We start from the raw sequence: 25,264 nt of genomic DNA, 5'->3' as shown, positions 1-25,264 counted from the left end.
CAGGGTTATGATCGACAGGAATGGGAGCGAAGAGAAGCTCATCACAAAAAGAAAGCGATTACAGCATGGCTCCTGTGGTGAAAAGGAGGTGGTTGGATGGAAGTCGGGGGAAAAGAATGAGCTGAGTTTTAGAATGGCTTATAAATTAGAGGAGGAACAAGATGAAGAAGAAGACGATTTCTTTACTACTTACACTCCTGTTTGCGATGCAGCTGCTGCCTGCGTTACCGGCACTGGCTTCGTCGATTGGCATCAGCAATCTTGCGCAGAACGATCTGTGGTACGCGCCAGTTACCTACGCCGTATATGATGACCTGCAAACCGGCAAGGCCATGTACGTCAACGATCCCTCTACGACTTTTTCCAACATCGGTCCCTATGCCGGCTTGTCGTTTATCCAAACGAGCGGAGGAACAGACCATAAGAATGAACCGACCAATCCCTTCCTCACGTTCGAGATTGACCAGGATGCCACGATTTATGTGGCCATGCACGCCGATGACGCTTCAACGGAACCCTTCAATTCCGATTACTGGCTGACCCCGCAATACGGTTGGACGTATACGGGGAATACGATCGAAACCCAAATCAAGGACGCGGACGGCAACGTCACGGGGACGAACATCTATCGTGTCTACTCGCGCATGTACAAGGCAGGGACCGTCGCCCTGGGCGGGAACCAAGCCACGGGTCATATCGGTTTTGGTTTGATGTACTCGGTGCTGGTCGGTCCTGCGGTCGGTACGCCGCTAGATCCGCCTCCGCTGCCGCCGAGTGTAGTCCCCGGTACGATTCCCGCTTTCCCCGGAGCTGAAGGGGGAGGCAAATTCGCAACTGGTGGGCGCGGAACGGACGTGTACTACGTCACGAATTTGAACGATTCCGGCCCTGGCTCGTTCCGCGACGCGGTCAGCGAGAGCAATAGGACGATTCTGTTTAAGGTGTCCGGGACGATTGAGCTGGAATCGATGCTGTACGTAACAGCCTCCAATTTGACAATTGCCGGGCAAAGCGCGCCTGGGGATGGCATTACCTTCAAGAAGCATACCGTTGTATTCCAAGGCGATAACCTGATTGTTCGCTATCTGCGTTTCCGTACAGGAGACGGAGCGGGCGTCGATATGGACGGCGTCACTGGGCGGCACCGCCAGCAGCTCATCTTCGACCATATCTCAGCGAGTTGGGGAAGCGATGAGTCGTTTTCTTTTTATCAGAACGTCGACTTTACGCTGCAATACAGTACGGTTGGCCCGACGATCGTAAAATCGAACGTGGAAGGCAAAGGGTTTCACGGTTACGGGGGCATCTGGGGCGGTGACAATGCCACCTTCTACTATAATTTGCTCGCTCACAACGACAGCCGCAATCCCCGGTTTTCCGGCAAATCGATGGACGTGCGCAACAATGTGATTTACGACTGGGGTTATAAGAGCATGTACGGCCAGAACGATCGGGGCAACATGGTCAACAATTACTACAAAGCCGGGATCAGTACCCTGATTGAGGACCGGATGGCAGAGACGGATATCGTTGATGCGAGTCCACCGTACAGTTCCAATATCGCGCTCACCGGCAACAAGAGTGTCCGCCGGGACGGCAGCTTGTCCGCCAGCAGCCACCCGAACAACTTCAGCGGCATCTACAAAAATCCGCAGATGTTCGTCAGCACGCCGTTCGCGATGCCGAATCCGTCACCGCAGGACAGCCCGGACGTCGCTTATGAGAAAGTGCTGAATTACGCAGGTGCCAGCCTCAAGCGGGATGAAGTCGATCGCACGCTCGTGAACGACGTTATCAACGGGACGGGGAGCGTCATCTATACGGCGAACAACGTAACGGCCGAGGATCAAGCTACCCTGGACAGTAAGCATGCAACGAAAGTCACGCTGCAGTGGCCGGTGCTGCAAACGACCGAAGTGCCTGCGGACACGGATGGCGACGGGATGCCGGATGTGTGGGAGCTGGAGCACGGATTGAATCCGAACAGCGCGCTCGACGGGAAAGCCGATTTTACCGGCGACGGGTATACGAATTTGGAGAAATACTTGAACGAATTGACGATAGGGACCTTCCCGGAAGGCATTGTTCCGCCAGTGTCGAAGGTTGCCGTGAGCGGTGCGCCTAGCGATTTGCGGGCTCAGGCGTTGGACCGAGATTCAGTCCGGCTGGAATGGACGCCCGTAGCTGGAGCAACCGGGTATCACGTCTACCGGGCGGCCAGCGTCAACGGTGCGTACACAAAGCTGACGACAACGGCACTGACAGCTCCGGCATACATCAACAACGGTTTGACCGCCGGGACGGAATATGCGTACAAAGTGACAGCTATTACAGCTAGCGGAGAATCCGCTTTATCGCTGCATGCAGCCGCCACGACGAAAGCGCCGCTTCAGCCGATCGCCGTCGATTTCAACGACGGAACGAATGGAGCGCCTTATTACGCGCCGGCCGAATGGCCGACGGCCTGGACGGTATCGCCTACGCCGAGCTCCACCGACAAGAGCCTCAGTGTCGCGCCTAATGCGATCGGGACGTTCACGTACGATTTCACATCGACAGGCACGACTTCGCATCTCCAGTTCGATTACATGCGGGAGGCGAACTCTGATCTGGATAAGCTCTTGTTCTATACGGGGACGAACTTTCTTGAAACGGTGGCAGATTCCGTCTACGGATTGCGCTACCGACTAGGGACGACGACCGAGTACCGCAATCTGATTCCAGGCTTCCAATTGGATAGCTGGTATACGGTAGCGATAGATCTCGATTTCGTCGCGAATACGGTGACGTTCCGCACGGGGCCAAAGGGCGGACCATTGACCATACGGGCGCAGGAATCGTATACGGGAGCAAGCGCCAAAATCAGCGCCATCCGCGTCTACAACCAGCGCTCGAGTGGCAATGTATACTTCGATAACGTGACATCCTGGAACGGGCCGGCAGAACCGTCCGGCGTCATCGCCACGGCGAGAAGGAATGAAGTTGCGCTCAGCTGGAATGCAGTAAGCGGAGCGGACGCATACGCGATCTACCGGGCAGAGAGCCTGGACGGACCGTACCGGAAGCTGGAGGTCGGAGCGATCACGGACACTTCCTACCGGAATAAGGGCTTGCTGTCGGACACGACGTATTACTACAAGATCACTGCAATCAATGCGGAGGGCGAATCGCTATCGTCGTTCCCCGTGCAAGCAACCGTCGGTGGACAGTCCTCGGATCTGGTCGTTGACTTTAACGACGGCACAGTAGGTCAGCCGTATTCCGCCTATCCTACCACTTGGCCGGCACCATGGCTGATCGCAGCGGTACCAAGCAATGCGAACCGCAGCTTGAGCGTTCCGAACGGAGCAGCAGGCAACTTCGTCTACGACTTCATGGCCGAGGGACCGACCGCGCATTTCAGCTTCGACTACATGCGGGAAGCGAATTTCAATGGAGACAAGATTCTGCTCTATACCGGCTCGAACTTCCTGGAGATTCAGACGGATACGGCGAACGGTCTGAAATACCGGCTGGGCACGAGCAGCACGTATCGCAATCTGATTCCAGGTTTCCAATTGAACACGTGGTATACGGTGACGATCGATTTGGATTTCACGACGAATACCGTAACGTTCCGTACGGGACTACAGAACGGGACGCTGACGCAGCAAGCCCAGGAATCTTATACGGCAGCGAGTCCCAAAATCAGCGCCTTCCGCGTCTATAACCAGCGGTCGCCGGGCAATGTGTATTTCGATAATTTCAATGTAACTAGAAATTAAATCGTTAAAGCTTCCGCACCGCATTCACCGGTGCGGAGCTTTCTTACGGCGATCTTTTGCTGAGAAACTTTTAGATGACAATTGCGGGAAGGGTATGTTACTCTTCACAATAGAAATCGATTTCTATCTCCATCGGACTCATGTATGGGACATTGACGGCCGTTAGAACCGCGAGATCAGCGATTTCAAGTTTTAACGGTCAGAAATGACCATTAAAACTTGAAAACGGCCATAATAGCGAGGTTTCACAAGTCTAACGGACATTTTTGTCCGTGAAACCACACATGATTCGAAAGCAGTGCCGCTAACGGACATTTTCTTCCATGCTTGCTCCACAGCGCATCCAAATTTGTAGGTCCAGTCGAGCTTCCCCTTACTCAGCGAAATGGGGGATAAGGATTTAGAGGAGGGAAGCGGCAGCAAGCTTCTGACTGGTTGTATGCGAACGAGAGACCTTGGGGCAGAGGTGTAACGGTCGCCATAGCGCTTATTCAGCCTAAAATCAACCATTTCAAATTGTAATGGTTGCCACAGCGCTTTTTTGTTAAAAAACCAACGAAATCTGGCTGATTTGACCTCAATAGCCGCTGTTGCAACCGTTAGCCCTGGAGAAGTGGCGTTTGGCGCGAAATAGGCGCTAGGGCAACCGTTAGCGATGAGGGGCATGATCCGTCCTTCAGGCAAGCGCGACACTCAGCGGCGGCGGCCATGTCAGTAGTTTATTTTTTGTTAAGAAATCGATTTCTCCGCTGTGATGAGCGGTTAATCTACCATGGGAAAACTAAGGGAGGCTATTCGAAATGGAAGTAAAAGTGCTGAACACCTCGGATGAATTGGGAAAAACGGCGGCTATACATGCGGCGGAAGTGCTGCGCACGGCGATCCGGGAGCGCGGCAGAGCCCGTCTTACGCTGTCCACGGGAGCGTCGCAGCTCGATTTTTTTAAATATTTTGTGGAAGCGGATTTGGATTGGGAGAAGGTCGAGATGTTTCATCTGGATGAATACGTCGATTTGCCGGAGACGCATCCAGCCAGCTTCCGCAAATATTTGAAGGAGCGGTTCCTGGCCCATGTCGCTGTCGAGCGCTATGCCTTGGTGAACGGTGAGGGCGATATTCGCCGCAATATCGAGGCATTGAACGCGCGATTGAACAAAGCGCCGATCGACCTCGCTTTGATTGGCATCGGGGAAAATGCGCACGTCGCATTTAACGATCCGCCGGCTGATTTCGATACCGAGGAGCCGTATCTGATCGTCAATCTTGCCGAGTCCTGCAAACAGCAGCAGGTGGGCGAAGGCTGGTTCCCTTCGAACGAAGATGTGCCGAAGCAGGCCATAACGATGAGTATCCGGCAAATTTTGAAAAGCGCCGTCATTATTTCCTGTGTACCGCATCGGGTGAAAGCGAACGCGATCAAGCTTACGCTGGAAAATGAGTTGACGAACGAGGTTCCTTCCACGATTTTGAAAACCCATCCGCAGTGGACGCTGTATCTCGATCGGGAATCCGCCTCGGCGGTGGATGCCGGACTGTTGAATCAAGTGTAGCGGTGAGCCAAATGACATATAAAATAGCGGTCATAGGAGCCGGGCATAATGCCGAAGGCCATTTGAAGGCGATGCGTGAGCTGCCGGAGCAATTGAAGCCTGTTGCGGTAGCGGACATCCGGCTCGATCGGTCGGAGCTGCTGTCCGCAGCGGCCGGCATTACGGCGTATACGGATTACCGCGAGATGGTGATGAGGGAGGAGCCGGATATCGTCGTTATTACGCTGCCGCATCATTTGCATAAGGAAGCGGCGGTCTTTTGCGCCGAGGCGGGCTGTCACGTGCTGCTGGAGAAGCCAATGGCGCTGAACGTGCAGGAATGCAACGATATCATGGATGCCGTGCGGCGCAGCAGCGTTCGACTGATGGTCGGCCATACACAGCATTTTCTTGCGGAAAACGTGCTGGCGAAAAAGCTGATTGAAGACGAAAGCGAGCAATTGGGGCAGCTTGTCATGATGAATGATACGCGCCACACCACATACTACACAGCGGAGCGGCCTGCTTGGTTTCTCGATAAGCAGCGTTCGGGAGGCGGCATCCTGTTTAATCTGGGCTCCCATTCCGTCGACCGGATCATGTGGTTCGGGAATGCCCCCATCATAAAGGTCAGATCTTCGATCAGCCATTATGGATCAGTAGGCGACGTAGAGGGCAGCGGAGTGATTTTTCTTGAGAATGAGGGAGGCGTGCCTTCCACGATTGTGCAGTCGGGGTACGGCGGCGTGCCGAGGAACGAGCTTGAGCTTGTTTTTACGAAAGGGATGGTGAAAGTTGTTCCTGGCCAAGGGGTGTGGATCAGCCGCAATGGCGTGTATGAACAAATCCCCGTACCTCGCGCAGAGGCGCCTTTCGTCCTGCAGTTCCGTGAGCTGCTCGCAAGCATCGAAGAGAGGCGCGAACCCCAATGCTCGATGGGATATTCCAGAGATGTCATTGCCGTTCTGGAGGGCATTTACCGCTCACATGAGGTGAAATCGGAGGTTGCTATTGCCTTTGGGGGAGTGTAGTATAAAAGAAATCGATTACTACAACTAAAGGAACGTGTGATTTTCCATGAACAAGCGCGTAACCATTCACGACATTGCCCGGATCGCTGGCGTTTCTCCAGCTACCGTCTCACGAGTATTAAGCAAAAGCAGCTATCCAGTAAGCAGTGAGATGCGGAAAAAAATTGAGAAGCTTGCCGAAGAGCACGATTATATGCCAAACATGGTCGGAAAGCAGTTAAAAACGCATCAGAACATGACAATCGGCGTCATTGTGCCGACGATCAGCAACCCATTTTATTCCTCGGTCGTCCTAGGTATCGAAGAAATGGCGCGCAGAAATCATTATCATGTTTTCTTGTGCAATTCCTTGCAGAGTCCTGAACAGGAAGACGAATATTTGGAAAAGTTATTTGAAAATCAGGTGAAAGGCGTCATCCTGTCGTCGATCTCGTTCAATCGCGCATTATTGGCTAAGCTGATAAGGTTGGGACTTAACGTTATCGCGATCGATCAGCCGATCGATCTGCCGGACGTTTTCCAAATCAAGTTTGATTACCGCAAAGGCGGATACATGGCGACCAAGCATTTGGTGGAAAAAGGCCATCGCCGTATCGCTTTTATTTCTGCCCCGTTGGACCGACCAAGCAGACAAAGCATTTATCACGGCTACCGCGACGCGCTGCAGGAAGCGGGCATTGCCGAGGAGGAACAGCTGGTGAAAGTGTCGGAGCCTACAGAGGGAGATGAGACAAGAGGCGAATTCGAAAATGGGAAGCTGCTGACGCGACGACTGTTTGAGCTCGACGAACTCCCAACGGCCGTTTTTGCTTGCAACGACATGACCGCTTTCGGTGTCATCAATGAACTGACTGACCACGGTGTGAAAATACCTGAGCAAATTTCTGTCGTCGGTTTCGACAATATTGATTTTAGTCAAATGATTACGCCGCCTTTGACGACCATTCATCAGCCGAGTTACGAGATGGGGAAGCTGGCGTACAACATGCTGATGGAGCTAATGAGAGGCGGGCAAGTGGAGATCGATATTGTCTTGCAGCCCAAATTGATCGAGCGCAGTACAGTGGCAGATTTTAAGTGAGGTGCATAGACATTGAAATGGAGAGGACGACTTGCGGATACGGGAACGTATGTTGAAATTACAGCGGAGGAGAGCGTTATTCGGTCTGTGACCGAAATCGACGAGCAGGAGAATGCTCCGTGGATCTCTCCCGGTTGGATCGATTTGCAAGTGAACGGCTTCGCCGGGTTTGATTTCAATGGGGAAGTGACAACGGCGGAGGACGTTATCGGTGTAACGAACGCTAATCTAGCAAGGGGAGTGACGACCTATCTCCCGACCGTGATCACCGGCAGCTCCAAGCGCATCACGCAGGCATTAACCGCCATAGCGGAAGCCTGCGATTCATCGGAGAAGGTCGGAGCCTGCGTCCCCGGCATCCATCTCGAAGGACCCTATTTGTCCGAAGAAGACGGTCCGCGCGGGGCTCATGACAAGGCATATATCCGTAATCCCGATTGGACGGAATTTGCTGAATGGCAGGCGGCTTCGGGTAACCGGATCCGTCTCGTGACCCTTGCACCTGAACGGGACGGCGCGATTCCATTTATCAGCAAATTGGCCGAATCAGGCGTTGTTGTCAGCTTAGGGCATACGAAGGCGACAACGGAGCAGATTGAAGCAGCGGTCAAAGCGGGTGCGGTTCTCTCCACGCATTTGGGGAATGGATCCCATCCCATGCTGCCGCGTCATCCGAACTATATTTGGGACCAACTGGCCAATGATGGATTGTGGGCGACTTTCATACCGGACGGACATCATCTTGCGCCTAACGTATTAAAGGCCATGCTTCGAGCCAAACGCGACAAAGCGATCTTCGTCAGCGACTGTGTGAAATTCGGCGGCATGCCTGCAGGACGCTACAAGAGCAACATCGGCTCGGAAGTCGAGCTGCATCCGAACGGCAGGCTGACGACGGCGGCAAATCCCGATATTTTAGCGGGTTCGGCACAAGCTCTTGATTGGGGAATTGCGGCAGCGGTGCAACTGGCGGGGATCAGCCTCGGAGAGGCCATCGAAGCGTCAACCATCCGCCCTGCAACCGTGATGGGCTTTAGCAGGCTGGGCAAGCTGGCCGAAGGGATGACCGCTAACCTGACTTTGTTCGATTACCCGGATTCCGGCGGAAAGCTGCATGTTCGAGAAACGGTGCTGCATGCCAAGACGGTTTATAGTAACCTTGAAGCTGAAGGGAAAAATTAAAGTCACGGCCTGTTCCTCTGCTTATTCCATACTGGAATGGCAGGCGACAGGTCGTGACTTTTTAGTCGCTATTGATCATAGATGATTTGATTGAAACTCGTACAGGTACGCAAAAAGTCAATGGGCGGACCGATGCAAGCTCTACCGCCTAAGATAAGTCTAAAATGACCATGAGCGATGTCTCCAAATTCCCCTCGCAACGTCAATTCTAAGAGGAATAGACCAAATTCTCCGCCTAGGCTAAGTGTTGGATTTCGCAAGCTTATCGTTCCAGAGATAACGGATGCTCCGAAAATTTTCACTGTGATTTTAATACTTGGTTCTTTCGGATCAACATCTAGGTCTAGACCTAAGCCATCGATCAACCGCACTGAAAGACAATTATGTCCCGGAGGGCATGTGGTAATCGGAGGTTGAATCAAGTTATCAACGATGCGTTGAGTCAGAAGGACGTTTTTGCTTATCGTTTTGAGCTGGAGATTGATCTTTCTCAAAGTCTTTTTGATTTCGGCGTTGTACTTTTTACTAGCTATGAGGCGTTCTACCATCTTTTGATTAATAAGAACATTTCGGTTAATTGCTTTAAGTTGTTGTCGTATTCTCTTCAAGGCCGTTTTATCGAATTTTTTGCCAGAGAGAACGAGTTTAGTTCCAATCGTGTGCTGATTAATGAGGACTTTTCGGTTAATCGCCCTTAGTTGTCTTCGAATCTGTAGTAAGATCTCTTTTTCCTTTTTGGGGCAAGCCTGACTAAATTCAATGATTTTCTTTCTATTGAGAAGCACGGCGTTGTTAATAGCTGCAAGTTGTTTTTGAATCCTTACTAAAATAGGTTGTTGTGTAAGTGGCACTGCTAGCACCTCCTTTGCAATACAATAATGTATGTTAGATTTCCTATTCCGATATAGGACAAATTCTCAAATAGTTACCGTTTGTGAAAAATAGACATCAATCTAAAATTTCATGAAATGCCCTAGTAAAAACAAGGGAATGCCTCTTTTTTTGGCGGTGCATTACGGTATATTGTTCTTTCATAGCATCAAGGCATCTCGGTATGTACAATAGTAGATGTGGATGGCGTTTTGTATAGGCACGGTATGCGACGTTAGAGAATCTGAACAAAGCCTGGGCACTGTCTTCTGGAGTCAGACCTATACCGAATGGGAGCAGGTCTATCTTACTCGGACTATGGTGGGGATGTCGCCGAATCCACATTTGGCCTTGGATGAAAAAGGTTATAACCAGAAACAGCAGCCTTCATTGGCATGAAGGCTGCCTTCAATTCATCCGTCAGCTGTTTTTCGAATTGTTCCCAAGAGAGCTCGGCAAAGATCGGGGCGCTTAATGCGCCGCCGCGTATCCTTCTCCTTCGGCAGCCGGGTCCATTTTATCCTTCGTCATCAGGAACGCAGCGATTAACGCCAACGCAGCAGGAATGAGGCTCCATGCAAAGGTTGTGCCAATGGAACTCGACAATCCCAAGGTGACCGTATTAAGCAGTTGCGGATCAAGAGATTCACGGAACGCTGGGATCAGCAAGGCGTGCGGATCGTTTAAATTCAATTCTGAAGGGACCGCCGTATTGCCCGCGCCAAGCGATTGCGTGAGCTTAGAGAGCATGCTATGGCTTTGCACAATCCCAAAGATCGTGATGCCAAGCGACATGCCGAGCGATCGATTGAAATTCAATGTCGAGCTTGCCGCCCCGCGTTGCGCCATGGGGAACGAATGAAGCACGGAAGAGCTTAACACCGAGAATGAGGCGCCAATGCCAAGACCGATGAGAATCATAATAATGGTAATGAGAAGTCTAGAAGAATCTGCGGTGATTTGCGATAGGAGAACAAGACCCGTCAGTAACAGGACAAGCGTCCCCATCATAATGGTTCGGTATTGCAGCTTGGTCATTAGAATTCCGCCAAGTGTCGCGGTTACGACCGAACCGATCATCATTGGCAATAAGGTCAACCCTGAATTGGACGCCGAGCCGCCAAGCACACCTTGTACATAGATTGGAATGAAGATCGCCGCCGTCATGTACGCAGCACCGCTGAGCATGGCGACAAGATTACTCGTCGTATACAGTCTGCTGCGGAACAAGCGGAACGAAATGATCGGCTCCACAGCTTTCTTTTCCACCACAATAAGTAAGATCGTAAGAACCACGAAACCAGAGAACAAGCCGACAATTTGAGGCGAGCTCCATGCGTATGTTTTGCCGCCAAGCTCAAGTCCGAAGATACAGCAGACGACAGCTCCGACGAGGAGAATAGAACCGGCCCAATCGATTGTTTGCTTCGAGTGCGTTTGGGTTTCTTTATAGAACAAGGCAATCATCAGTAGGGCAATAAAGCCGAGGGGCAAATTGATGTAGAAGATCCATGACCAGTTGAGGTGATCGGTAATGTACCCCCCTAGCAGAGGGCCGATAACGCTCGACAGGCCGAACACAGCGCCGAATGCTCCCATCATTTTTCCGCGATCCGTAGGCGAAACGACATCGAACAGAATTGTGAATGCGATGGACACCATCGCCCCTGCCCCAACCCCTTGAACAGCCCGAAAGAGGCTTAGCTGAACAATAGACATGGCCATCCCGCACAATGCGGAACCGATCATAAACATTATGATCCCGAAGATGAAAAAACGCTTGCGGCCATACATATCGGATAGCTTGCCAAAGATCGGCATGCAGGCCATCTCCGCAACCATATAAGCCGTGGTGACCCACACGAACTTGTCGAGTCCCCCCATTTCTCCAACGACTGTTCCCATCGCTGTTGCAACAATCGTGTTATCCATGGAGGCCATGAGTATGGCAAGCAGCAGTCCCCCAACGATGATGCCGAGTTTGTTTTGTAGTTTTGACATGCGTAATCATTCCTTTCCTGAACCTTAATTAATTGGTGACTTCATCTAAGTTCATCTTAAGCTACCTTTGTTGACAACAGTCTGTCAGGGAAGAAAGAGTTCGCGAAAAAAAATGCCGCAAAAAAAGGACAGTCCCCGAAGTCATATTCGTTGACTTCAGGGACTGCCCTATTTCGTTAACCGAGAACGACGCGGTCATCTGACAATTTGTTGCCGCTGATGCGTTCGAATTCGCCGAGCAATTGTTCGACGCTGAGCGTTTTCTTGCGTTCTTCGCTCACATCCAGGATGATGCGGCCTTTATCCATCATGATGAGGCGATTGCCAAGGCGGATGGCTTGCTCCATATTATGCGTGACCATCAAGGTGGTCAGCTTCATCCCGGCTACGATTTCCTTGGTTAATCGTGTGATGAGCTCTGCGCGCGCAGGATCCAGCGCGGCGGTGTGCTCATCCAGCAGCAGAATCTGCGGCTGGGTGAAGGTCGCCATCAGCAAGCTGAGGGCTTGGCGCTCGCCACCGGAGAGCATGCCCACCTTCGCGCGGAGACGCCCTTCCAGGCCGATGCCGAGGCGCTGCAGCTGTTCCAGGAAAAACGCACGCTTCTTCGCGTTGACACCGAAGCTCAGTCCGCGCTTCTTGCCGCGGGCATACGCCATGGAGAGATTTTCCTCGATCGTCATGCGCGGAGCCGTTCCCGCCATCGGATCCTGGAAGACGCGGCCGATCCAACGGCTGCGCTCGTGTTCCGGCAGATGGTGAATCACTTCACCGTTGATACGCACTTCGCCGGCATCCGGGGTCATGACACCGGAGATGGTGTTCATCAGCGTCGATTTGCCGGCGCCATTACTGCCGATGACGGTGACGAAATCGCCGGGTTTTAGGCTTAGTTGGATATCGATCAGAGCGATTTTCTCATCGGGAGACCCGGGGTTAAATAATTTGGAGACATGGGAGAGCTGCAGCATTAACGCTCACCTCCTCGGTTCATTTGCGCAGAACTGGCGATCAGTTCAGCTGTGCGCCGCTTTGTCAACGCTTTTTGCTTAATGGAACGCTGTATGGAAGGCAGTACGAGCGCAATAATCACGATGATTGCCGTAATCAGTTTCAAATCGGATGCGTTGAGCCACTCGATACGGAGCGCTAAGGCGACGACGATGCGATAGATAATGGAGCCGAGAACTGCCGCCAATGTCGCTTGGAAGACCGAGCGGGCACCGAAAATCGCTTCTCCGATAATGACGGACGCGAGTCCAATGACGATCATGCCGATCCCCATCGAAATGTCGGCAAACCCGGATTGCTGAGCAATAAGTGCGCCCGACAGCGCGACTAGGCCGTTGGATAAACTGAGCCCAAAAATCGTGGTGTTGTGGGTGTTGGCACCGAAGCTGCGAATCATCCGGGCGTTGTCCCCAGTCGCGCGAAGGGCGAGTCCAAGATCGGTATGCAAGAACGCGTCCAGTAATAATTTGAATACAATGACGATGATCAGCACGATCGTTATTGGCGATACGGAAGAGAACAACGTATCTTCCCCGAGAAGCGAGATGTTCGGCTTGCCCATAATGCGCATATTAATGGAATACAGAGCGATCATCATCAGAATCCCGGAGAGAAGGCCGTTAATTTTACCTTTGGTATGCAGTAAACCGGTACAAGCACCAGCAGCAAGTCCGCCGACAAAAGCGGCTAAACAAGCGAGCAGCGGGGAGTAGCCGTTCGCAATCATAATCGCGGCAATCGCACCGCCGGTTGTAAAGCTTCCATCCACCGTCAGGTCGGGGAAGTCAAGAATTCGGAATGTAATATAGACACCGAGTGCCATCAGTGCGTAGAGAAGACCCAGCTCGGTGGCACCAATTAGGGAACTCAACATGGTTAATAACCTCCTGCTTTAAAAAATAGGGATGAACGAAAGTGACGTTCACCCCTAGTATTGCAACAATTTAGCTTATTGTATGATGTTGTTTTCTTTATCTTTTACTGCGTTTTTCATCGCATCTGTGACCTCAATGCCTTCGGCTTTCGCTGCTTTCAGGTTGAGGATCAGATCCATTTTGTCTGGCACGGTTACTTTCATATCGGCCGGCTTTTTGCCGTTTTTGAGAATGTCGACCGCCATTTGACCGACTTGGTATCCATGGTCGTAGTACTTAAATCCAACCGTTGCAAAAGCTCCTTTTTCAACGGTGTCGCGGTCGCTGGAGAAGAAAGGAATTTTCTTATCATTCGCAACTTGAATAATGCCATCCACACCGCTAACAACGGTATTGTCGAGCGTAATCAAGAAGGCATCTGCCCGGCCGACTAAGGACTGCGCAGCCTGCTTCACTTCCGAAGTGTTCGTAACCGGTGCTTTCACCAGCTTAATGCCGTGCTTGGATAAGGAATCCTCCGCATTTTTGGCCATAATCACCGCATTCGGTTCACCTTCATTGATAACAAGGCCGACTGTTTTAATTTTTGGCATATTGGCAGCAACGAAATCCATCAACTGGGCAACTGCCATTGGGTTGGTGTCCGAAGCACCGGAAACATTACCGCCGGGTTTGTCCATGCTCGGAACGATTTTAGCTGCAACAGGATCTGTCACCGCCGCGAAAAGAATCGGAGCTTTCTTCACTTGCTGGACAATCGCTTGCGCGGATGGTGTTGCAATACCGAGGACAAGATCGTAGTCGGCGGAAGCAATTTTTTGAGCAATAGATAAGTTATTCGGTTGATCGCCTTGCGCGTTGTTGAAATCAACTTTCAAGTTGGTGCCTTCGGTTATGCCGGCATCTTTCAATGCGGCCAGGAAACCTTGACGTGTCGCATCCAGGGAAGGATGCTCGACAATTTGCGAGATAGCGATTTTGTACGTTTTGGCGCCAGCTGAAGCTGCTGGGGCAGCGGATGATGCGCCGCCTGCTGCAGGCGTTGGTTCAGCCTTTTGGCCACATCCGGCCACAACCATGAGTGCTGCTGATAAGGCAAATGATAAGAGCGCTTTCTTTTTCAACAAAATGACCCCTCTCTAAAATACAGTTTGCTTGGACACAATCCCCTCACATCGCTTCAACGCTTTCATCCAGCAAAGTGCCGGGCGTTAGGCAACCAAGGGTTGTGATAATTAACCATAGTTTAATTGCCCCATGGCTATCCGTCAAGGGAATTCCATAAGGAATGTTTTTCAAATCGGCTCTAGAAGGTTGAAAAATCAAAGGCAGCCCTTCGCGAAAAGGCTGCCTTTCGTACAACAATGTTACAGATGACTCTTGATTTGATCAATGAGCGCTCCATATTGATCCTGAGTTAAAAGAAGATTCGCCGAGGGGTTCATTTCAAACATTTTTCCCCAGGTGTAGCCATCTTTATATTTCGGTACGATGTGAAAATGTACATGCGGCATCGTATCGCCAAAGGCACCGTAGTTAATTTTATCCGGTTGAAACGCTTTTTCAATTGCTGCCGCCACTTGCGCTACATCGCGCATATAAGCATCCTGCTTATCCTGAGACAGATGAAAAAACTCCGTTTCATGCTCGTTCAGTGCGACAATACAGCGTCCCCGGTACGTCTGCTCTCGAAACAAATACAAGGTTGATACACGTAACTGGCCGATTTCAATCATGAGATTGTTCAGTGCTTCGTTTTTGCTGCAATAATTGCAAGTTGAATTCATGCCGGACACCCCTGTTCGCTAGAAATGGATGAAGTGAAGACTTCTACAGTATCATACCATATCATCGTGCGAATTTTTGATGATATATTTGCGATAGGCATCCGCCGTACAATAGGCTTTGCCTGTATTCGGCTGGATACATGTAACAATCAGGAAGGGGGCTAAGCGGAATTGGGCCAGGAATCAGGCGAACTCATTCGTAAAGTTTGAAAAGGAGGAGAGCGTTGATAATGACTTTAACCCCGAGAACGAAGAAGTGGAGTTGGTTCGTTTATTTGTTGATCCTATCGCTTGTCTTCGGCGGTATGACGTTTGGGCCGCAGGCAGCTCGCGCGTCCGCCGATTCCTTTGTGGGCACGGATACAACCACGAAAGGCAATTGGGTGGGGACGTACGGCAGTGAAGGCTACTTGCTGCCTTTTTACGCCACGACGGTTACGAGCGGCAGAGATACGCCGCCCGCTGCTGACGTTGTGCAGCTGCCTTCATATGTGAGCGCTTACACAAAGACGGGATCTAATTATTGGGTTTCCGGCAATCAGTCCGATCCGCGGGGTTTGCAATCCCCGGATGGCAGTACGCGCAAACGGTTCAGCGTGTACACGTATAGCACGATGTCGGTTTCGTTTACGTTGTCGGATAGTGCAACGCATCAATTCTCCGTGTATACGACTGATTTTGGATTGACGGAGTCGACGCAAATGGGGTTCGAGTTGCTCGACGCGGGCGGAGCGGTGCTCGATTCCCGGACGATTGCGACGATTAACGGCGGTAAATATGTGACGTATCTCGTGCAGGGCAGCTTCAAGCTGGTCGTGACCTTGCAAGCGGGTTCGCAAGCGCCGGCGCAGGGCTTTTTCTTCGATGCGCCGGTCATACCGGATACGGCAGCGCCGGAATGGCCGTCCGGCAGCGCATTGACTACGTCGCAGGAGACGGCGACCGGGGTTCATCTGTCCTGGAACGCAGCAACGGACAATCGGGCTGTGACCCAGTACCGTATCTACCGTGACGGTACGCAGCTTGCAACTGTAGGCGGCAGCGTTTATGCCTATGATGTGACGGGGCTTGCGCCGGAGACGGCATACACATTCCGTGTGCAGGCCGGCGACGCAGCCGGCAACTGGAGTGAGGACGGACCGTTCGAAACGGCTACGACGACACCTGCTCCGACCTACTACTTGGGGCAGGATACGGTGACCAAGGGCAATTGGATCGGCACCTACGGCGGTGACGGCTACATCCTGCCGTTCTTTACGGCAACGTCCGCATCAGGGAAAGATGCGACGACGCCGGCGCACATCGCCAGCCTTCCTTCGTATGTGAGCGCCTATACGCTCGGCGGAACCAATGGCTATAATGTCGTGCAGAATCCGTCTACGGATGTGCGCGCGCTCTGGATGCCGGATGGCAGCATTCGTAAAATGCTGACGGTCTACACGTACACTACGCTGACGCATTCGTTTACGTTATCGGACAGCACCCCGCATCAGGTGAGCTTCTACACCACGGATTTCGGGTCGACCGAAGTGAATGTCGAGAAGTTTGAACTGCTGGACGCCAGTGGCAATGTGCTGGATGCGCAGACGGTGGATACGGTAAACGGCGGCAAATACGTCTCCTATTTGGTGAGAGGCAGCTTCAAGCTGCGGTTTACAAAGCTTGCCGGCACGCAAGCGAATGTGGAAGGTATCTTCTTCGATACGCCGATTGCGCCGACTGTGTCGGACTTGCAAGCCGTAAATACAGGCACGCGTCAGGTGGCTTTGTCGTGGACGGCTGCCGGAAGCGACGATACGATCCTCCTGCGAAAAAAACAGAGCGATGCCGATTTTGCCCGCATTGCAACGATGAGTTCAGGCACGAATGTCTTTACCGATTCGGGCCTGGAGCCGGGCGTCATATACCAATACGGCATTCGCAGCATTCACCAATTCCGCTATTCGGACATTGCAGCGCGCGCATCGGTTGCGATTCCGGCTTACGAGGTCACAAGCCTGACTTTTGAAGACGCATCGATCGTCGTTGATCATCCGAACGAAACCGTGCAGCTTCGCGCCATATTGATGGACAGCGCGGGTTCTCCGCTTGTCGGTCAGTCGGTTGCCTTTGAGCTGGAAGGCGAGCATGTTGGCACGTATATCGACAGCGACGCCGGTTCCGGCATAACGGATGCCAATGGTGAGATCATAGTCGATTATACGCCGTTATATGCGGGTTCTTATACGATCAAGGCTGCTTTTGCTGTCGATGATGCCCAATTGTTGACGGGGAGCACGGACGCGATTCCGCTGATCGTCCAGGTAGAGGCTTGGGAGCAGCCGCCCGTCGTGCTGCGCCTGTCGGATGCGGTCGTGCCTGGCACACTGTTTACCGTTTCCGGCTACGGTATAACCGCATCTGCCGTCGAAGTCGCCATCGACGACTACGCGGAACTTGGCGCCAGTGCGCCGTCCGCCGGCGCCCGCACGCTGGATATCGTGCAGACGGACGATCAGGGTGCTTTTGTCGTATCGCGATTGCCTGCAGATATGAGCCCAGGCGCGTATGCCGTATGGGTTCGCAATGCGTACGGCTGGAGCGAAGCGAAGCCGCTGAACGATCCGCGCCCACAGTTTATTTCGGAGCGGGAAGCGTTTGAAGGGCAGCAGATCAAGCTGGTCGGCCGCAATTTTGACGCGCGGGAATTCGGCGGCGCGGCCGCCGAGACGGCGGTCAGGCTGAAGAGCGCTGCCGGCAGCGTGTACGCAATGCCGATCACCGAGCTGAACCCGTTCGCGGTCACGTTTGCTATTGAAGAGGCCCCGCCGCAAGCATATTGGGTCGAGGTACGCAATCAGGCAGACGGTCAGTGGGTGCGGCTGGATAACGGCCAGCTCCTGACCGTGATGGAAGCGGGCGACGATCCGCTTGATCTTGGCGTGGGCTGGGCTGCGAACTTCCACTGGGGCGACGTGTACGATGTGACGGATTACGGCGCTGTGGTCGATGGCCTAACCGATGATACCGCTTCGGTGCAAAGCGCCGTCGATCAGGCGCATGAAGATGGCGGTGGCGTCGTTTGGTTCCCAAACGGAACTTACCGGGTGTCAACAATAGGACTTCCTGCTGGCGTCGTGCTGCTGGGCGAAAGCCAATCGGATACGGTACTTGCCTATGCCGGCACCAGTACGGGGTCGCTGATTGTTTCTTCCGGCGATGGCCAGACGGTCGGCCGGGCAGGGGTAGCGCGTATGACACTGGAAGTATTCAATCCATCGGTCTATCCGGATTTCTTCATCTGGCTGGGGCATGCGTGGGGAGCTACGGTGACGGATAATTCGCTTCGCACCGCGAGTGAACTGTTCGTTGCGGAGGTTGCCATCGATACGCCGATGGAAGCGATGACGGGTAAAGCGAGTGCCATCGGCATCATTGCCGACGAGCATGTGGCTTTTGTCCGCAATGATTTCAAAGGCAGGGCGGCGAGCATTGTGACGGGCTATGTCAACGCCTATGCCCAAGTGCTGGGCAATACGTTCGAATACGCAAGCGGAGCAACCCACATGCTGGCCCGCTATGGGATCGATGAGAACAATCACTTGATCGGGCATCCGGTGGACGGCGTAGACATCCATGGCTTCAATGTCAAATCGGATTACTATGTGGCGAACAACATCATAGAAGGGATCAGCACGGGGGAACGCGATAACACCGATGGCGAGATCGTATTAAATGAATCACCAAGCGGCACGTTCAATTATGGCGAAGTATTGGGGGCTGCGGGCACGGAGCTGACCGTAGCGCCAGTCGCCCCGCTCAGTGTCGGAGCAACGGTGAGCGGCAACGTCTACAGCTATCCGCACCGTTACGGCCGATTGGCGGTCGTCATCCTGGCCGGCCGGGGCATCGGGCAAGTGCGCGATGTGACCCAAGTGACCGGGAATACGATGACGGTCGCAACACCTTGGGATATTGCACCTGATCGGACGAGTAAATTTACTTTCGTTGTTCCGAACGCCAGGGGGACGGTGTACCGCAATACCGGCATGGACGGCGGCGGACCTATTTCCTTGTACGGCAACTCGTTTGATAACGTTGTGGCTGACAATGTGCTCATCAATATGGGCGGAGCTGTGACCTATGGCTTCAATTCGGAGGCGCAGCGCCGATTAAACAATACGTATTTTACACGTTTTGATAACAATACGCTGATCGATTCCCTGCCAGGTACGGGCTTCGGATTAGGGGTGCAAGCCGATAATACGGCGTATGCGGTGGAAGCTTTCGGCAGCGAATTCCGCAATAACCGGCTGGTGGCTGATCAGAATGCCGACGCTTCCAGCTTCTTCATCCGAGCCGTGAAAGGCAGCACGTTCGATGTACCGGCCGTTAGAAATACCATTGTTGAGAATAACCAGTTTGTCAATGTGAAAACCGGCATTTCGCTGACGAAAGCGATTTACGGTCAGGTGCTGAGCGGCAACAGCTTCACGAACGTCACGACGCCGCTCGTGGACGCAGGCTCTCTGAACACCGTCACAACGGCTAATGCGTATGCGGATGTCAGGGCGCCTTACTGGCAGGGAGGTAGCGGCGGATTGTCCGTTACTGACGTGACATCCACGGAAGCGCAGTTGACTTGGCCGTCGGCCGTCGATACGTCAGGAGCGGCGGTAACGTACCGCGTCTATGTAAACGGCGTGCTCCATGAGACGGTATCGAACGTTACCGCCTATGCGTTTGACGACTTGCTGCCGGGAACGGCTTACGTCTTTCAAGTGGAAGCCGTTGACGCAGCAGGTAACGCGGCCCGCGACCGGCTGACGGCTTCGATCGTTACGCTTCCTTGAATGTGAGACAGCATCTAATGTCGTCAGGTTAAGCGTAAGGCAGCCCTCACTACGGTTGTCTTGCGCTTAATCTGGCATAGGAGGCGTGCGCGGTGCCTGTCGTTCACCGTTTAGCCCTCGCCGTCGCCGCATCTGTACGATGCGCATCAAATGAACTGGAAATTCTCCCGTTCATTTTTGCGTTTTCACCCAAAATGGGATGCTCAACTGGAATTCTTCCAGTCTATGTGGCCCTGCAGGGGGAATTCGCTTCAAATGGCTGAAATGAACTGGAGCTTTTCCAGTTGAGGGAGCAAGGAAGCCATTTGAAGAGGAAGTGAACTGGAGGTTTTCCAGTTCATGAACGCACGAAGCCACCTTACTGGCGGCTTGTCACCTTCCAGCGCTCAAGGTTACCCGTTTGAGCGAGCAGCCTCGCTCCTTAACCTGACAACCTTGAGACAGCACCCCCGGACGGACTTTCAGTCCGGGGGAAAGCTGTGTGCGGCGCTCCAAAAAAATGAACATTGAAATGAAATCGGGATTGGCTTACGTTTGGAGCCTGACACAAGAATGAAGGAGGAACAGACATGTCACGCAGTTTGGCTGGCATCATTGGGCAGGTCTCGCAAGCGACGAGGCGGATGCCGATGGCGGAATGGAATTGGAGCGAAGGCGTGGCGCTGTACGGCTTGGTTTCGTTATGGAAGGCGACGAAAGAGGATGCGCTGCTGCACTATTTGAAGACGTGGATTGACGATCAATTGACGCAAGGGCGCGTCTTCGAAACGGTCAATGCGACGGCGCCGTGCTTTTCGCTGATCGAGCTGTATGTCGCTTCGGGCGAGCCGCGTTACGCGGATATTATCAAGTCGAGAACCGATTTCCTGCTGCACCGGGCGGAGCGTCTTACGAATGGCGCGTTTGAGCATACGCTCGTGGAAACGAATTTCGGCGGGCAGATGTGGGTGGATACACTGTTCATGGCCGGCCTGTTTCTGGTTAAGGCCGGGTTGTTATTCGAAGATCGGGCGGTGGTCGAGGAAGGGCTACGCCAGTATTTCCTGCATGTGCATCATTTGCAGCAGGAGAACGGTCTGTATTATCACGGCTGGGACGAGTGGAAAAACGGTCCGATCGGCTGCTTGTGGGCGCGGGGCAACGCGTGGGCGGCGATTGTGTCGGCGGAACTGCTCGCGCTGCTGCCGGAAACGGAGCCGGCGCGGAAGGACATTAAGGAGATTTTAGCCCGGCAATTGGCCGGCTTGTCGTACTATCAGGATATGTCCGGTTTGTGGACGACGGTGATCGACGATCCGAATACGTATTTGGAAACGTCCGCCGCCGCCGGCATTGCGTATGCCGTGAAGCGGGCGCTGTGCTTCGGCAATGTGGACGAAGCTTATGCGGCGATGGCCGACCGCGCTGCGCGTGCTGCGCTGGCGCATGTCGACTGGGAAGGCGTGCTGCGCGGCGTCTCCGCCGGAACTGGCGTGCAGAAGCACGCTGGCGAGTACCACGTCATTGCACAGCATCGGGCGGAAGGGTATGGCCAAGGCTTGCTGCTGATGCTCCTGTCGGCGATGCTGGAGGAAAGCGGCGATTCGTCGGAGGACGGGAGATCGGCCGATCCCGTCTTATAAGGCACTACCGCAAAGAGCCCAGAACCTCCTGGGCTCTTTGCCATGCCGTTTTTTAACACGGGAGAGGGGTTCCGAAAAGATGAAGATGCCGATGAAAACGGATATTTGCTATAATAACGGCACAAACCATCCTGTTGGAACGAAAAGCGGTGAGAAGCCTATGAACCTTGTTCGCAAACTGATTCGACAACGACAAATCGCCTTGCTATTGCTCCTTTCCATCGTGCCGGTCATCGGTTTCGGGACGTTCAGCTATTACACTAGCCTTCGCCTGATTGAAGCGGAAGTGAAGCGGACGTCTGAGGTGGCGATCTCCCAGATGAAGGAGCAGGTAGACCAACTGCTTCGGCAAATCGAAGAAGTGACGGGGCAGTTCTCGCTGCAAGCGGGAATGCTTCAGTTCGTCAAAATTCAGGAGACGCCGCTGCTCGGCACACTGCAGACGGTCAACGATATTAGACGCGACCTGGTCAATTTCTCGTCTTCGATTCATGCGGTTGACTCGGTGTATCTTTATCACCGCAAGCAGAAGCTTGTTCTGACTTCAAATACGCTGTTCGATCTGGACAGCTTCCCCGATACGTCGTGGCTGCCCATCCTGCAGAAAGCAGCGGCGGAACGCAAGTCGAAGCTGTGGATTACGCCTCGTGCGATGAGCGGCGATGTCGGTAAAAGCCCGGAAGCGCTTACGTATGTACTCCCGCTGCCGTATTTCTACGAGGAGCCTGATGCCGCGCTCATCGTCAATGTCAAGACGAACGTCATCGCCGATATGATCCGCTCCTTTCCGTTCGACAGTCGAGGCGGCTTGCTTGTCTTGTCAGAGGCGGGGCGGACGATTGTGCAGGCGGGCCAACTGCGGTTGGAGAAGCCCGACGCGATTGGCGCCAAACTGACAGCCGGCACTCCAGATGAAGGCAGTCGTCCGGTAAAGCTGGACACGGAGGCCGGGGCGATGTACGTGACGACCGAACGCTCGGCGGCATACGGCTTCCTCTATGTCATGCTGATTCCTGCGGAAGCGGCTTCGCACAATGCACAATTGCTTAAAATATGGATTGTTGCCGCGACGGCGGTGCTGTCACTGTTGTCGCTGTTTGTCGCGTATTTCAATGCACGGCGGTTTCAGAGCGGCTTGCGACGCATTTTCCTTACGCTGCGCGGTAAGGGAGATGCAGAGGGCGAACCGGAGCCATTCGATGCCGACTACGCCGAGGGTTTCGCCCGAATCGAAAACGGCATTACCGCACTGATTAAGGAAATGGGGGACGTACGCTCGCAATGGAACAGTCAACTGCCGGTGCTGCGCGACCATTTCCTGATGTCCGCGCTGCTTGGCAACAAAGCTGGCATGGACCCGTGGCTGCGCCAGAAGCCGGCCGAGACGGAGCTTTTCCCGGACCCTGTGTTTTGCGTGCTCGTGGCGGAGATGGATGCGATCGGCGAGACCGCGCGCTTTCGCAGCGGTGAAGATACGAAGCTGTTCCTGTTTGCCGTGGCGAATATTTCCCAGGAATTAATGCGGGGCAAATTCGCCACGGAAACGGTCATTTCCCGCCAGCACGTGGCCGTCATTCTGAACATGCCGCAGTATGAGGCCGATCGCGAGACGGTCCGAGCGGCAGAGTCGATTCGCTATGCAGTTTCGTCGTACCTGAAGCAGACGGTGACGATCGCGGTGGGCAGACCGATTACGGATTTCCGCGAGCTGTCTGTCTCGTATCAGGATGCGCTGCATGCGCTCCAGGAAAATTGGCCGAAAGCGGGCAATGAGGTCGTGCGCGGGAGTCAGGAGCTGGAGACGCCTGTCTCCGTGCCGTATCCGGCCGAATGCGAAAGCGCGCTGCTGGCGGCCATTCGCGAAGGAGACAGCGCACGGACTGTGCGGGAACTGGATGCTTTCTTCGATGGACTGAACGGCAGTCGTCTTCCCTTTGCGCTGATCAAAACCTACGCCATGCAATTGCTCGTTTCCGTCATCCGGCTGCTGCAGGAGTACGATCCCGATCTGACGCAGACATTTCCCGGACGGAGCCTGTACGCCGAGTTTGCCCAGTTGAACGCCTCCCCTGCGATATGCGACTGGTTCAGCGAAACCGTAATCGCACCGGGGATCGACTTTCTGAACGGGCTGAAGCGGCTGCGCATGGAAACCATTATGGAACGGACCAAAAAGCTGATCGAGGAACGGTACGCACAGGACTTATCGCTCCAGCTTGCCGCCGATCAGCTCGGCATCTCCCCATCGTATTTGAGCGAGCTGATCAAGCAGCACTGGGGAGAAACGTTCATCGCGTACGTCACTCGCTACCGGATTGACAAAGCAAAAAGCCTGCTGCTCAAAACGGAGCTGAACATCGCCGACATTGCCGTCGAGATCGGTTATGGCAATGCCACGCATCTCATACGAGTATTCAAAAAATCGGAAGGCATGACGCCGGGCGAATATCGCCTGAGAAGCCGTTCCTGATTGCGAGACATGCGCCGCAGCCCCTCAAGGCTTCGGCGCATTTTCCTTTTCCAGGGCCACGAAAATGTGACGATTGCGTTGATATCGGAAGCAGTCGTAAGCTGATGACATCGGCAACACGACGGCCCTATGCAGCGAGCTGCGGACGAACGGTTTGCAAACGTATTGACGGGCCGTCCGATGAACGAAAGATCGTGTACAAAGGAGGATCGAACGTCATGCACAAAGGAGGATTGAACAAGATGGCAATACGGCGCGCGATTCCGAGGACCGGCGATTCGGCCAGGACGTCCAGATGGCAAGGGCAATGGCGCGTGTACAAGCAGCACCGTGCGCTGATTGCGATGCTGCTGCCCGGGCTGGCGTTATTTCTGCTGTTCAGCTACGTGCCGATGTACGGCATTGTCATTGCGTTCAAGCACTTTCAGATTACGGAGGGCATTCTTGGCAGCCCTTGGGCCGGTTGGGAGAATTTCGAGCGGTTGTTCAAAGGAAACGGTTTTGTGAATGCGCTGCGCCATTCGGTGCTGATTGCTTTTCTGAAAATGGTGTTTGTGTTTCCGGCGCCGATTGTCCTGGCGCTGCTGCTTAACGAACTCCGGTTAACCTGGTTCCGAAGAACGATTCAAACGGTAACGTATTTACCTCATTTTTTCTCGTGGGTCGTGCTCGCCGGTATTCTGTTTCCGTTTCTCGGCAGTGAAGGGGGCTTCAACAAGCTGCTCAGCCTGTTCGGCATCTCGGGGCAGCTATGGCTGCTGGAGCCGGACTATTTTTACGGCACCATCGTGCTGACCGACATCTGGCAATCCGCAGGTTGGGGGTCCATTGTCTATTTTGCGGTGCTGGCTTCCATTGATCCGAGTCTCTATGAAGCTGCGATTGCCGACGGAGCAAGCCGCTGGCGGCGCATCTGGCATATTAGCCTGCCGTCACTTGCGCCGACTGTCATCATCATGTATTTGTTATCGATTGGTCACTTCCTGTCCGTCGGCTTCGATCAAATTTACAATCTGATAACACCGCCTACTTCGGGCGTAGGGGAAATCCTCGATACGTATGTGCTGCGCCGGCTGCTGACGATGGATTACGAGCTCGGTACCGCAGCGGGGTTGTTCAATTCGACGGTTGGATTGACGTTGGTGCTTGTCGCCAATGCGGTCGTCAAGCTGTACGACAAGGAGCGAGGATTATGGTAGCGGGAAGGGG

At 53.5% G+C, this 25,264-nt stretch carries 15 protein-coding genes and 1 pseudogene; 10 read left to right on the top strand and 6 right to left on the bottom strand.

Annotated elements, in window-relative coordinates; all coding sequences use genetic code 11:
• The first annotated feature begins 161 nt into the window (after positions 1 to 161).
• From ABE504_RS13375 to ABE504_RS13355, 5 genes are all read left to right on the top strand, one after another.
• Positions 162 to 3,764 carry a fibronectin type III domain-containing protein gene (locus tag ABE504_RS13375; RefSeq protein WP_430089036.1) on the top strand — a complete coding sequence of 1,201 codons (3,603 nt, stop codon included), beginning with the start codon at positions 162 to 164 and terminating at the stop codon, positions 3,762 to 3,764.
• Positions 3,765 to 4,564: 800 nt separating this feature from the next.
• On the top strand, positions 4,565 to 5,314 hold the full coding sequence (locus ABE504_RS13370) for a glucosamine-6-phosphate deaminase (protein ID WP_430089033.1): 750 nt from the start codon (positions 4,565 to 4,567) through the stop codon (positions 5,312 to 5,314).
• Between the two features lie 11 nt (positions 5,315 to 5,325).
• A complete protein-coding gene (locus tag ABE504_RS13365) occupies positions 5,326 to 6,324 on the top strand; it encodes a Gfo/Idh/MocA family protein (RefSeq protein ID WP_430089030.1) in 999 nt (332 codons plus the stop codon).
• Positions 6,325 to 6,370: 46 nt separating this feature from the next.
• Complete coding sequence (locus ABE504_RS13360; RefSeq protein ID WP_430089028.1) at positions 6,371 to 7,405, top strand: LacI family DNA-binding transcriptional regulator; 1,035 nt, start codon at positions 6,371 to 6,373, stop codon at positions 7,403 to 7,405.
• A gap of 12 nt (positions 7,406 to 7,417) precedes the next feature.
• Entirely contained in the window at positions 7,418 to 8,587 is a 1,170-nt protein-coding gene (locus ABE504_RS13355; protein WP_430089025.1) for an N-acetylglucosamine-6-phosphate deacetylase, read from the top strand.
• Between the two features lie 68 nt (positions 8,588 to 8,655).
• On the opposite strand, the gene ABE504_RS13350 is transcribed toward ABE504_RS13355, so the two are convergent.
• Positions 8,656 to 9,438, bottom strand: coding sequence for a hypothetical protein (locus tag ABE504_RS13350; RefSeq protein WP_430089023.1), 783 nt, complete (start codon positions 9,436 to 9,438; stop codon positions 8,656 to 8,658).
• 242 nt (positions 9,439 to 9,680) lie between these two features.
• On the opposite strand from ABE504_RS13350, the pseudogene ABE504_RS13345 reads away from it, so the two are divergent.
• Positions 9,681 to 9,826 (top strand): annotated as a pseudogene (locus ABE504_RS13345) (beta-galactosidase); the annotation flags it as partial.
• Positions 9,827 to 9,928: 102 nt separating this feature from the next.
• On the opposite strand, the gene ABE504_RS13340 reads toward ABE504_RS13345, so the two are convergent.
• From ABE504_RS13340 to ABE504_RS13320, 5 genes are all read right to left on the bottom strand, one after another.
• Complete coding sequence (locus tag ABE504_RS13340; RefSeq protein ID WP_430089020.1) at positions 9,929 to 11,458, bottom strand: MDR family MFS transporter; 1,530 nt, start codon at positions 11,456 to 11,458, stop codon at positions 9,929 to 9,931.
• A gap of 176 nt (positions 11,459 to 11,634) precedes the next feature.
• Positions 11,635 to 12,429: an ABC transporter ATP-binding protein gene (locus ABE504_RS13335; RefSeq protein WP_430089017.1), complete on the bottom strand. Its 795-nt coding sequence runs from the start codon at positions 12,427 to 12,429 to the stop codon at positions 11,635 to 11,637.
• On the bottom strand, positions 12,429 to 13,343 hold the full coding sequence (locus tag ABE504_RS13330) for an ABC transporter permease (protein WP_430089014.1): 915 nt from the start codon (positions 13,341 to 13,343) through the stop codon (positions 12,429 to 12,431). The genes ABE504_RS13335 and ABE504_RS13330 overlap by 1 nt, the downstream gene beginning before the upstream one ends.
• 75 nt (positions 13,344 to 13,418) lie before the next feature.
• Complete coding sequence (locus ABE504_RS13325; protein ID WP_430089011.1) at positions 13,419 to 14,471, bottom strand: ABC transporter substrate-binding protein; 1,053 nt, start codon at positions 14,469 to 14,471, stop codon at positions 13,419 to 13,421.
• A 240-nt stretch (positions 14,472 to 14,711) separates the two neighbouring features.
• Positions 14,712 to 15,131 (bottom strand): HIT family protein, encoded by a 420-nt coding sequence (locus ABE504_RS13320; protein WP_430089008.1) that lies wholly within the window; start codon positions 15,129 to 15,131, stop codon positions 14,712 to 14,714.
• Positions 15,132 to 15,361: 230 nt separating this feature from the next.
• Between ABE504_RS13320 and ABE504_RS13315 the strand changes: the two genes are divergently transcribed.
• The 4 genes from ABE504_RS13315 to ABE504_RS13300 all read left to right on the top strand — a co-directional run bounded on the left by ABE504_RS13315 (position 15,362) and on the right by ABE504_RS13300 (position 25,254).
• Positions 15,362 to 19,963, top strand: a complete 4,602-nt coding sequence (locus ABE504_RS13315) for a fibronectin type III domain-containing protein (protein WP_430089006.1) — start codon at positions 15,362 to 15,364, stop codon at positions 19,961 to 19,963.
• A gap of 569 nt (positions 19,964 to 20,532) precedes the next feature.
• Positions 20,533 to 21,585 (top strand): glycoside hydrolase family 88/105 protein, encoded by a 1,053-nt coding sequence (locus tag ABE504_RS13310; RefSeq protein ID WP_430089004.1) that lies wholly within the window; start codon positions 20,533 to 20,535, stop codon positions 21,583 to 21,585.
• Positions 21,586 to 21,664: 79 nt separating this feature from the next.
• Positions 21,665 to 24,055 carry a helix-turn-helix domain-containing protein gene (locus ABE504_RS13305; protein WP_430089002.1) on the top strand — a complete coding sequence of 797 codons (2,391 nt, stop codon included), beginning with the start codon at positions 21,665 to 21,667 and terminating at the stop codon, positions 24,053 to 24,055.
• 242 nt (positions 24,056 to 24,297) lie between these two features.
• Entirely contained in the window at positions 24,298 to 25,254 is a 957-nt protein-coding gene (locus ABE504_RS13300; protein WP_430088999.1) for an ABC transporter permease, read from the top strand.
• Positions 25,255 to 25,264: the final 10 nt, after the last annotated feature.

The sequence above is a fragment of the Paenibacillus oryzisoli genome, assembly GCF_050467285.1.
Classification (GTDB): Bacteria; Bacillota; Bacilli; order Paenibacillales; family NBRC-103111; genus Paenibacillus_E; species Paenibacillus_E oryzisoli_A.
This window is presented reverse-complemented; position numbering and strand designations above follow the sequence as displayed.

Bases quoted from the DNA above. Each gene is read 5' to 3' on its own strand.
- ABE504_RS13315 (WP_430089006.1), top strand. From the start codon at position 15,362: ATGACTTTAACCCCGAGAACGAAGAAGTGGAGTTGGTTCGTTTATTTG.
- ABE504_RS13310 (WP_430089004.1), top strand. From the start codon at position 20,533: ATGTCACGCAGTTTGGCTGGCATCATTGGGCAGGTCTCGCAAGCGACG.
- ABE504_RS13375 (WP_430089036.1), top strand. From the start codon at position 162: ATGAAGAAGAAGACGATTTCTTTACTACTTACACTCCTGTTTGCGATG.
- ABE504_RS13365 (WP_430089030.1), top strand. From the start codon at position 5,326: ATGACATATAAAATAGCGGTCATAGGAGCCGGGCATAATGCCGAAGGC.
- ABE504_RS13340 (WP_430089020.1), bottom strand. From the start codon at position 11,458: ATGTCAAAACTACAAAACAAACTCGGCATCATCGTTGGGGGACTGCTG.
- ABE504_RS13360 (WP_430089028.1), top strand. From the start codon at position 6,371: ATGAACAAGCGCGTAACCATTCACGACATTGCCCGGATCGCTGGCGTT.
- ABE504_RS13320 (WP_430089008.1), bottom strand. From the start codon at position 15,131: ATGAATTCAACTTGCAATTATTGCAGCAAAAACGAAGCACTGAACAAT.
- ABE504_RS13335 (WP_430089017.1), bottom strand. From the start codon at position 12,429: ATGCTGCAGCTCTCCCATGTCTCCAAATTATTTAACCCCGGGTCTCCC.
- ABE504_RS13370 (WP_430089033.1), top strand. From the start codon at position 4,565: ATGGAAGTAAAAGTGCTGAACACCTCGGATGAATTGGGAAAAACGGCG.
- ABE504_RS13305 (WP_430089002.1), top strand. From the start codon at position 21,665: ATGAAGATGCCGATGAAAACGGATATTTGCTATAATAACGGCACAAAC.
- ABE504_RS13330 (WP_430089014.1), bottom strand. From the start codon at position 13,343: ATGTTGAGTTCCCTAATTGGTGCCACCGAGCTGGGTCTTCTCTACGCA.
- ABE504_RS13300 (WP_430088999.1), top strand. From the start codon at position 24,298: ATGGCAATACGGCGCGCGATTCCGAGGACCGGCGATTCGGCCAGGACG.